This window comes from Tumidithrix elongata BACA0141, from assembly GCF_036349135.1.
Taxonomy (GTDB): domain Bacteria; phylum Cyanobacteriota; class Cyanobacteriia; order Pseudanabaenales; family Pseudanabaenaceae; genus Tumidithrix; species Tumidithrix elongata.
In genome coordinates this window covers 43,848-54,340 of the sequence record NZ_JAZBJZ010000023.1, presented here as the reverse complement: position 1 = coordinate 54,340, position 10,493 = coordinate 43,848, and the positions used below count along the sequence as shown (strand labels likewise).

Here is a 10,493-nt window from a genome sequence, read left to right as displayed (position 1 = left end):
TTCTTCTCTCTTTTTATTTTCGTTTTTCGTCTCTGACTGATTTTTAGAGGTGCCCCTATGTTACTAAAGCAAATCACTATGATAATTCCATTGAAGTTTGAGATAATGCTCTAGCATAGAAATTAGATTTTGGAACTGTAAAGGTTTGTCGAGAAAATCATTGCATCCCACTTCAAAACTTTTCTGGCGATCGCTTTCTAAGACACTTGCCGACCATGCAATCATTGGAAGTGTTTTGAAATCAGGGTGCTGTCGCAGTTGAGCAACCATCTCAAATCCATCCATTTCGGGCATCCAAAGGTCTACCAAGATTAGATCGGGCTGTCTTTCTATGGCTTTGCTTAAACCTTCTTGACCGCTACTTGCCTCAATAACCTCAAAGCCAATAGGTTCTAAAAGTTGGGTGATGATGGAACGATTGTGCAGTTTATCGTCGATCGCTAAAATTATCTGTTTTTTGCCCAGATAACCTGTAATTTGTTTTTCTTGAGAAAGGAGGAAACCTTCTGTCCCTTTTACAACAGGGATTTCCAGATCCACCCAAAATGTACTCCCTTTACCAAACGTACTCTTGACCTCGATCGCACTGCCCATCACCTTGACGATTTCTTGACTAATCGTTAAGCCTAAACCTGTTCCTCCCGTACGATGGGTTGGAGCGCTTACCTGCTCAAAGGGCTGAAAAATTTTCTCCATCTGTTCTAGCGTCATGCCGATACCCGTATCTTGGCATTGAAAGCGCATCTTCACTGAAGATTCCTTTTGACTTAGAACATCAACTTTCAAGCAGACTGAGCCGCGATCGGTAAATTTAAAGGCATTACCAACCAGATTGAGTAACACCTGTCGTAGCCGCCGTTCGTCAAATCTCACAACTTCAGGTAGGGAAGGATCGAGCTGATAGATAAACTCAATCTGTTTTTCTTGCGATCGCATAAGACAAAACTCTTTGACACTATCCAAAAATGTCAGTAACTGCACATTTGTCGGCAGAAGTTCCATTTTGCGGGATTCAATTTTGGCAAGATCGAGCACGTCATTAATCAAGTCCAAGAGGTGATTGCCAGATTCCTTGATAATCCTGACGCTTTTACGATCGCGATCGTTTAATTTATTAGAGAATTCCAATAATTGCACGTAGCCCAAAACACCATTCAGGGGGGTGCGTAACTCGTGGCTCATATTGGCAAGAAATTCGCTTTTAGCAAGATTCGCGGCATCAGCTAGCTGCCTAGCGGTATCTAATTCACTCGTGCGTTCCGCTACTTTCGCCTCTAAGGAATTAGAATACTCAGCCAACAGTTGATTAGCTCTCTCTAGATTTTGAATTGAGAGCGCCAAGGCAGCATTGGCTTCCTGTAGTTGTGACACATAGACACAGGCAGTCATCATGAATACTGAGCCAGCCAGCGTCAGCAGGGGCGGGATAACGGGTATCCACCAAGCATTCAGAAAGAGGATGTAGGTGATGCCGATCGCGATCGCGCTTCCGATCGCTAAAATCAAGATCGCTTTTAATGAGAAGATGACAAGCGATCGCTTTGACTGAACTTTCCAAACCATGCCTGCACCCAGCAATGCCCAGCCCACAATCCACAGCATTTCTACTGGTTCGCTCCATGTCTTGAACAGAGGGCGGTTGTCTAAAACGGCACTAAGAATTTGGCTGGCAAGATTTGCTTGGAACTCCACTCCCGAAAGTTGGATGGGTGAGGCGGAAAAGTTACTGCTGTAAGGCGTGTAAAAAACGTCATTTAAACTAGGGGTTTGAGCCCCAATCAGAACGAGGCGATCGCGCATCAGATCGGCAGGAATGCGATTCTCTAGGACATCTTCCAATGAAATGCTGCGAAATTTGAGCGTCGAGCCGCGATAATTTGCCAAAATTTGATAACCGCCCGCATCCGTACGAACATAGCCCCCATCGTTTGCTTCAAGGGGTACGAGAACTGTGTTGCTGAGTTGTAGAAATCCATCCTTGGATGTTTTCGACGAGATACCCCGATCTTTGAGATAGGTCAATGCCAATGCCAAACCCATACTCGGTAGTTCTTCCTCACCCTCAGCCATGGGGTAAAGGAACCCACGCCGCAACTTCCCATCGGCATCAACTATTACGTCATTGGCGGCGACCTGTCCCTGCTGCTTTAAAATAGGTGGCGGTAAAATTTTAGGACTGTAGCGATCGCCAATACTTTTTTCAATACCTAGGAGATTGGGGGTCGTCCTAAAAACTTCAGCGAGTTCGCTATAGCCAGAACCAACGGGTACATCTCGATACAAGTCTAAGCCGATCGCTTTCGGCTTTTGAGCGCGGATTTGGCGTAACAATTGTGCCAAGGTCGCATCCGATAGGGGCCATTTACCCAGATAGCGAATATCCGACTCTTGGACACCAACGATCACAATCCGTTCGTCTGGCACTTCGGCTGGGCGCAAACGCATGTACACATCAAAGGCTGTCCACTCGCTCGGTTGCAACCACCCCAACCAGCGTACACCTAAGACGATTAATGAAACACTCGATACAGAGAGCGCTAGACCACTCCACTTTTTTAGCTGCTGTGTCAGCGTTGCCCTAAAGAATTTCAATGGTTTAATGGCGATCGCTACATCGACTTGCTGGCAACTGTTTCGTTGAGCCCAACTTGGTGGAGTAATGACTGGAGTAGTGCGGCTCCTTTGGCGCGATCGGGACTACTTGCAGATGTATCTAACAAAGCAGCGAGGGCATCGTACCAGAGTCCACTGCCTGCGTAGTCGGAAGCTTTTTGAACGGTAGATGTTGCCATAGCTAGGCATTCCTTGAGTTCTGTGCTAGGCGTAACGCGATCGATCCAGCCACGGGCATAAACCGATTGGGAAGGGTGTTCGGGATTGCAAATCAAAGAAACTGTCCAGCGATATTCTTTGCCAACTTGTAGCTCCGCAGCCTCAGGGGGCAAGGTAAATTGCATAATTCCCGCCTGTTTAACAGGTAGCTCCTTGACGAAAATAGGCTGGGCTGCACCTGTTTCAGTCAGGGCAAATTGCAACGGCATCGAGGGTACTGCAGAGAGATACCAAGCAAAGGTGGGACGGGCGGCGATCGTGCGAGCAGTATGATCGTTAGGAATTAGCAACTGTAGGCTGACAGGCTGAGCGTTGGGGCATCCTCTAGCGCCCCCTCCTTGAGTGCGCTGTGGGCGAGAGCGACCAGCAGGAGGCACATATCCCTGCTCAGTATTTGCAAACAAAATCCCCGGCTCACACAAACCGACCAGCAGAGCTCCCGCTAGACCCATTGAAGCCTGAAGATGTAATTTTTTTAGTATAGGAGTCATTACCCACCTCATAATTTTTAGATGTCTTAGCCCTAAACACATCCGATTGTCTGTTACTTTGGATGTTTATTGACCGATCGAACTGAACTACTAAGAACCTACAAAATTTTAGAATTTGAACTCAAAGATAAATTTTATGACTAAATTCTCAATAGAAAAACGATGAAAACCTGATTGAAAACCATAAACTGTGTAGGTTACAATCCCAGTCTACAATATATTTATCTCGGATTGAACTCTAAAGCAATCAAATCTTCTGTAGCAATTAATTGTCTAAATTTATTGCTACAGATATCTATGAAGATCCCATTGAATTCAACGATCTACTTGCGACCATATCGTTCCAAATTTCGTTCCAAAAATCATCCTAGCTCTCTATTTTGGTTGGGACTAGCGATCGCTTCGCTAAATGTTATTTTCATTTATCCAACCCTGCCAAATGCAAAAGCTTGGGCAGAAACTGAAGGTACGAGCCAACAGGCGGAGTCTTTTTATCAGAAAGGACAGTTTCGCGAAGCGATCGCCCTGTGGTTGCAAATACTGGAACAGGTGACAAGTCCTCCAACCAAAGCGGCACTTCATAGCAATTTGGGGATTGCCTATCGTCAAGTCGGGCAGATGTCTGAGGCGATCGCGCAATGGCAACAGGCGATTAAAATCTATCAAACCATTTATCAAGCCTCTAACGACCCGAGCGATCGCGCGAAACTAACCCAGGTAACGATCGACCAAGCACAGGTCTATACTGCGATCGGTCAACATCGACAGGCAATCGACTTACTGCGATCGGTAACAACCCTGTTAGCACAATCAGCTAAGAGTCCAGAATACCAACAACTAGCGATCGCCACCCAAGGAGCTTTTGGGAATGCCTACTTGGCTGCGGGTGACTACGATCGAGCCCTGACCTTCTATCAGGAGGGGATGAACCTCGCATCTACACTTACAGAAAATTCCAAATCCTTAGCGTTGGGATGGCTAAATGTCGGTAATACCTTAGCCAAACGGGCAGAGCGTTACAATATCCAGATCCAATCAGCAACAGATGAGGGAGAACGGATAGAGGTAGCACGCCTCAAAGAACTACGCGATCGCGATTTAGCAGAAGCTCGCAGTGCCTACGATCGCGGTCTCAACCAAAAGCTCCAACATCCCGATCCGCTGTTTAGGGTAAAAGTTCTGCTCAATCTTGCCCACCTTCTCAGAGATACTAAAAACGAAGAGTTTGCTAGCTATCAACAGGAAGCCGCCGCGATGCTTGCAGCAATCCCTCCTTCCCGCGACAAAGTCCAAGCCCTGATCGATCTGGCTTCTCTCTCTCCACCACTGAACCCTAAAACTCCATCTACCCAAGAGATGGCTGCCCTCGAAAACGCGATCGCGACTGCCCAAATCATTGGCGATCGCCGATCGGAATCCTTTGCCCTAGGTTCGCTAGGTCGAATTTACGAACTGCGCGGCGAACTGGCGCAAGCACTGACCTTTACCGATCGCGCTCAATGGATCGCGCAACAAATTAATGCGGGAGATAGCCTCTATCGCTGGCAGTGGCAAGCAGGCAGGATTTATAAAGCTCAAGGAAAACATCAAGATGCAATGGTCGCTTATCGACAAGCGATCGCATCCTTACAAAGCATTCGCAGCGATCTGATCGACGCCGATCGTAGTTTTCAATTTGACGTGCGCGATGAAGTCGAGCCAGTCTATCGTGAGTTGATGGAATTGCTGTTGGCAACGCCCGAATCGCCCACTCGCAATCGTCAGATCGAAGAAGCTCTGCAAGTTTCCGAACTGTTGCGTTTATCGGAATTACAAAACTTTTTTGGAGATGAATGCTTAGAAATTCAGGCAGTGCGTCAAGTCGAGCAAATTTTTGGGCAACAAAAAGCCGCCTTCGTCTATTCCATTATCCTCGAGCGCCAAACTTACATGGTTCTACGCTTACCCGATGGCACGCTCAAGACCTATCAGATCGAGCGATCGCAGGAGCAGTTGGTTAAAAAAATAAAGTCCTTTCGTTTTGCCTTAGAAAATATCGCCACTGACGAATATCCTTTGCCTTCTCAAGAAATTTATAATTTACTGATCCGTCCGATGGAGGCAGATTTAGCGCGATCGCAGATCGATTTACTGGTATTTATTAATGATGGGGCTTTGCGAAGCATTCCAATGGCAGCGTTACATGACGGCAAGCAATTCTTAATTCAAAAATATCCCATTGTTTCTCTGTTAGGCACAAATCTTTCCAGCGCATCCACAGATTCACCTCAGCTACGACTGATTTCCTTTGGACTCAGCGAAGCGATTTCGCCCTTTACAGCCTTGCCAAGTGTGCCTGCGGAACTTCAAGAAATTAACAACTTAATCGGCGGCGAGAAATTTCTAAATCGCGATTTTACCTTTGAAACCTTAGAACGCAAAATCAAAGAAGGCTTTACGGTTGTCCATATTGCATCCCATGCTAAGTTTGGGACTACACAAAACGCAACATTCGTTCAGGCATTCGATCGCCAAATTTCCCTAGAGCAATTGGAAACGCTATTACGTTCTAGTGCTAGTTCCATCGAACTATTGGTTTTAAGCGCCTGTCAGACCGCAGAGGGGGATAACCGCGCAACCTTAGGATTAGCAGGCATGGCACTGCGATCGGGTGTAAAAAGCGTGCTTGCACCGCTTTGGGCAGTGAATGATGAGGATGTAGTCCCTTTGATGGCAGATTTTTATCGTGAATTGCGTAAACCGGGCGTAACGAAAGCCGTGGCATTGCAACGCGCCCAAATCAAGAGTATTACCAGCTATAGCGGCCATCCTGCGATCTGGTCGCCATTTATTTTGGTAGGAAATTAGACTTGACTCTGTGAGATGGAAGTCTTTACTAAAATGTAAAGCTGCATGAAGTTTAAATCGATAGGAGAATGTGGCACTATGATGGTGTAGGGGGGAAGACACGAACATCACAAGATGCCGTGAAACATGCAAGCATGATTTTTTTGCGAATCTATTACTGTAAAAATTCAAATCTGGTCTCACAGGCGATCGCAAGTGGGATATTTGTTTTGGGTTTAAGCTTTGTTGGGAATTTATTATGCAAACCATCGATCGCTCTGGCGCAGCCCATATCCGATGGCACAACTGGGACGTTGGTTACACCCAATCTCACCATTAATGGAATTCCTAGCGATCGCATTGATGGTGGAACTCAGAGAGCGAATAATCTCTTCCATAGCTTTAGCCGCTTTGATGTGGTAGGCGGACGGGGTGTATATTTCAGCAATCCGTCTAGCGTTACGAATATTTTTGCCCGCGTGACGGGTGGTACGGCTTCTACGATCCTCGGGCGACTGGGTGTGTTAGGAGATGCCAATCTGTTTTTGCTCAATCCTCAGGGCATTCTTTTTGGATCTAATTCAAGTTTAGATTTGAGCGGCTCTCTATTTGTGACTTCAGCCGATCGTATCCACTTTGCGGATGGTACGACCTTTAGCGCCATCAATCCCGAACTGTGTTCGTTATTGACTTCTAGCATTCCGATCGGTCTTGGTTTTGGCTCCCATCCCGGACAGATTAGAGTCCAAGGCTTAGGGAATCAATTTGTAGCACAGTCAATCTTTAGTCCAATTAATACGACAAATTCTCCTGATGGTCTAAAAGTTAAGCCTGGACAGACCATTGCTCTAATTGGTGGCGATATTCTTTTGGATGGAGGCATTTTAACCGCTCCTAACGGCAAGATCGAGCTAGGTAGCGTGCGAGGAGGAATTGTCGGATTAAACAAAGACACGACGCTAAACTACAGTAATATCACAAGTTTTGGCACCATCGAAGCCAGATCTACCGCAGGGCTAAACGCCAGTGGATTGATTCAGTTACAAGCAGAAAATATGTACTTGCGCGGTTCAGATATTTTATCTCAAAATTTTAGCAATCTGCCCGCAGGGAATATTATCCTTAATGCCACAGGCTCTATTGAAGCTGGAAATATTAGAAGTGAAATTTTAGGCTCGGGTGCAGGTAGCTCTATCTTGATTTCGGCGAAACAACTGGCGATCGCTAATGGTACAGGCATTGCTACGCGTTCCTATAGCAATGCCAACGGTGGAAATATCAGTTTCAACATATCAGATTCTTTTTCTATCGATGGTTTTAGTGCGAGTGCGCTTGGCAATAATATTGTTACAAGTACAGTGAATTCCTTATCCTTCGCGAATGGAAAGTCAGGGGATTTAAGTGTTTCCACAAAGCAATTTCAAATATTAAACGGGGGAATCTTCACGACGACCGCAGTGGGAACGGGTAATGGTGGGAATATTAACATTCAAGCTGATTCCATCAAACTTCAAGGGTTTGTCCCGACGCTCTTTATCCCCAGTGCAATTTCTGCTTCAACGCTCACACTGGGCAATGCTGGTAACGTAACTATCAACACGCGTCTATTGTCTGTTTTAGATGGTGGTAGACTCGATGCTTCCACTGCCGCTGTTGGTTCGGCTGGCAGTTTGACGGTCAATGCTTCTGAACAAATTTTAGTCAGCGGTACTGTACCGAATTCCCGCAATCCCAGTTTGATTATTTCTTCAGCAAATGCGCTCGATCCCTCTTTACAGCAACTTATTGGTGTGACATTGCCTTTAGTCGGTAATTCTGGCGAGTTAACTATCAATACGCCCAAACTAGAAGTAACCAATGGTGCAAGGGTTTCTGTTAGCAATGATGGTATGGGTGTGGCTGGGAATTTAAGCGTGAATGCCAATACCATCTTAGTCAGCGATCGCGGTAGCATCACAGCTGCAACTGCTTTGGGGCGAGGCGGCAATATTAACTTACAGGTGCGCGACCTGCTTTTGTTGCGAGGCGGTCAAATTTTAGCCACTGCGGGGGGAACGGGAAATGGCGGCAACATTACAATCGATGCAGGGCTAATCGTGGGTGTAGAAGGAAGCCAAATTAATGCGAACGCATTTATGGGGACTGGTGGCAATATTTTTATTAGGACACAAGGCTTGTTTTTTGCGCCTGATAGTTCGATTACAGCCAGTTCTACACTGGGTATTAGCGGGATTGTATCTGTCTCGAACCTCGATCTAACTTCTAAAAATGCTTTTGTCTCGCCATCGCTCGAATTCGTCAAGGTCGATACCCTAGTCTCAAACAGTTGTTTGGCAAAGCGCAATGCCACCCAGGGTAGCTTTGTCGTAACGGGGGCAGGCGGATTGCCCGACAATCCTTACAATCGTTTTGTGGGGGGATATCCTGTGACACCGATTCAGCCAATTCCCGACTTGGCAAGTTCCCTTTCACCCTCCACAAATCCTAACTCTTTAAATCCTAATTCTTTAAGCCCTAGCTCCTTACCCCCTAACTCTTTAAAGAATCCACAGGATAACCGACAATGGCAACCAGGCGATCCAATTGTGGAGGTGCGAGGTTTAGCGAAGACAAGTAGCGGAGAAATTTTACCCGTGGTTTCCTATGCCGAGGCGATCGCGTTGCTATGTCCTCCAAATCCTAAAAACCCGTCACCTGCAACAAAAAATTAAGGCTTTGGGTTTGGGTTCCACTTCCGAGGTTGTTGACAGAAGTTAGCGGTGTTGCCCACTCTAACTTTACCCGCACATTGGGGTGAGGATTCCAATGTAGACCGATGCCCGCACTGGATAGCGTACTAGGAGGAATATCGCTATTGCGGCTACTCCAAACCCGACCAATATCGAAAAACGGAGCGATTTGTACCAAGCCTAGCGCGCGATCGCGTAACAAGGGTATGCGAAATTCGACCGTACCGAGCACTCCACTATCGCCAACACCCAGATTTTGGCGGTAGCCACGCACGGTTTCACTGCCGCCAATGCCAAACTGTTCGAGCGGTAAAAGCGAATTGTCGGTGAGTTGTGTCCCCAATCGGACGATTGAGATAAAGTCCTTTCCTAGTGCTTGTACCCACTGAAATTGTCCTTGCCAGCTAAAAAATCTGCCATCTGTTCCCGAGTCATTCACCGTTGCGCCAAAAATGCCAAGCCCAAAATTAAACTGCGATCGCGCGTCTAACACTCGATTGGTCGTACGTTCTGACCAAGATTGACTAAAGCGTAAAACACTCACCGCCGAACGCCCATTTTCCGAACCGACCGAAAAGGAGAAGGGAATATCATCGAGTAAAAATGTTTGGCTTTCCCTTAGGTCAAGCGCCAGACCTAAAGAAAGTTCGCTGTTGGGATCGCGCCATAAGAAATGGCGATAACCGATGGAAGCAGTTTGCGATCGGCTATTAATTCCGAGCGATGAAAAAGGCGGTTCGATAATTCGGCTCGAATCCCAGTCATAACGCAGTAACAAATCGGATTGTGCAGTTATGGGCAATTCGTAGCGCACGCCATATCTGCGGGTGCCTTCCGTACCCCCTAGATCGATTCTCAATAGATCGCCCAAGCCACTGAGATTTCGCGTTGCCACAGTGCCATATAGACCCGTATCCCCAACGCTAGGGGACTCAATATTAGCTAGTGTCAGCGAACCGATCCAAGGATTTGCTTCCGACAACTGCACGGTCAAAATATTACGACCGACGCTACTTCCTGCTTTTAGTTCAGCTTTTACAGAACTAAACAAGGGATTGATTTGTAAGAGCTGCAAACTTGATTCGAGGCTGCGGATATTGACTGGGCGCGTACCCGCTTGTGTTAGACGCGATCGCGCGTAGTCCTCCTGTAAATGGGATAGTCCGATAATATCAATGCGTTCCAATTCGCCCTCTACGACCTGAACGCGAACGATGCCCTTTGTAAAATCTTGGTTTTGTGCGGGTAGAAATGCTCCCGACGTTAGATAGCCATTACGGGTATAGAGATCGGTAATGGCAGCACGAATCGCCAATAAATCCTGCGTGGTGGATGACTTGCCTAAAAAAGAAGCGACTTCTTGCTGTAATTCCTGTTGGGAAAAGACTGTACTGCCCAGCACTTCAATCTTGCGAACAGTTACAGCTACCTCTGGGGCGATCGCGGGAGGATTTGGAGGAATGTTCTGAGCGCTAACTACAGTTGCGAAGTTTATTTGAGCGGCAAAGAACAAGAGCCATAACTTATCCAACTTCATAGGTCAAAAAGGCATATTACCCAAATACATAACTGGGGCTGCAAAAAATACGTAAACTAAGTCAGTTCGTCACAGAAT

5 protein-coding genes are annotated in these 10,493 nt (G+C 46.6%); 2 read left to right on the top strand and 3 right to left on the bottom strand.

Annotated elements, in window-relative coordinates; translation table 11 throughout:
* Window positions 1-63 precede the first annotated feature (63 nt).
* The gene (locus tag V2H45_RS08095; protein WP_330483124.1) at window positions 64-2,592 is read right to left on the bottom strand and encodes a CHASE2 domain-containing protein; all 2,529 of its coding nucleotides are present in this window, start codon (window positions 2,590-2,592) and stop codon (window positions 64-66) included.
* Between the two features lie 17 nt (window positions 2,593-2,609).
* On the bottom strand, window positions 2,610-3,323 hold the full coding sequence (locus V2H45_RS08090) for a DUF928 domain-containing protein (protein WP_330483123.1): 714 nt from the start codon (window positions 3,321-3,323) through the stop codon (window positions 2,610-2,612).
* 297 nt (window positions 3,324-3,620) lie between these two features.
* Here V2H45_RS08090 and V2H45_RS08085 point away from each other — a divergent pair, with 297 nt between their 5' ends.
* Both V2H45_RS08085 and V2H45_RS08080 read left to right on the top strand, forming a co-directional pair.
* On the top strand, window positions 3,621-6,170 hold the full coding sequence (locus V2H45_RS08085; RefSeq protein WP_330483122.1) for a CHAT domain-containing protein: 2,550 nt from the start codon (window positions 3,621-3,623) through the stop codon (window positions 6,168-6,170).
* Between the two features lie 134 nt (window positions 6,171-6,304).
* The gene (locus V2H45_RS08080) at window positions 6,305-8,860 is read left to right on the top strand and encodes a two-partner secretion domain-containing protein (protein ID WP_330483121.1); all 2,556 of its coding nucleotides are present in this window, start codon (window positions 6,305-6,307) and stop codon (window positions 8,858-8,860) included.
* On the opposite strand, the gene V2H45_RS08075 is transcribed toward V2H45_RS08080, so the two are convergent.
* On the bottom strand, window positions 8,829-10,415 hold the full coding sequence (locus V2H45_RS08075) for a ShlB/FhaC/HecB family hemolysin secretion/activation protein (protein ID WP_330483120.1): 1,587 nt from the start codon (window positions 10,413-10,415) through the stop codon (window positions 8,829-8,831). The genes V2H45_RS08080 and V2H45_RS08075 overlap by 32 nt on opposite strands.
* Window positions 10,416-10,493: the final 78 nt, after the last annotated feature.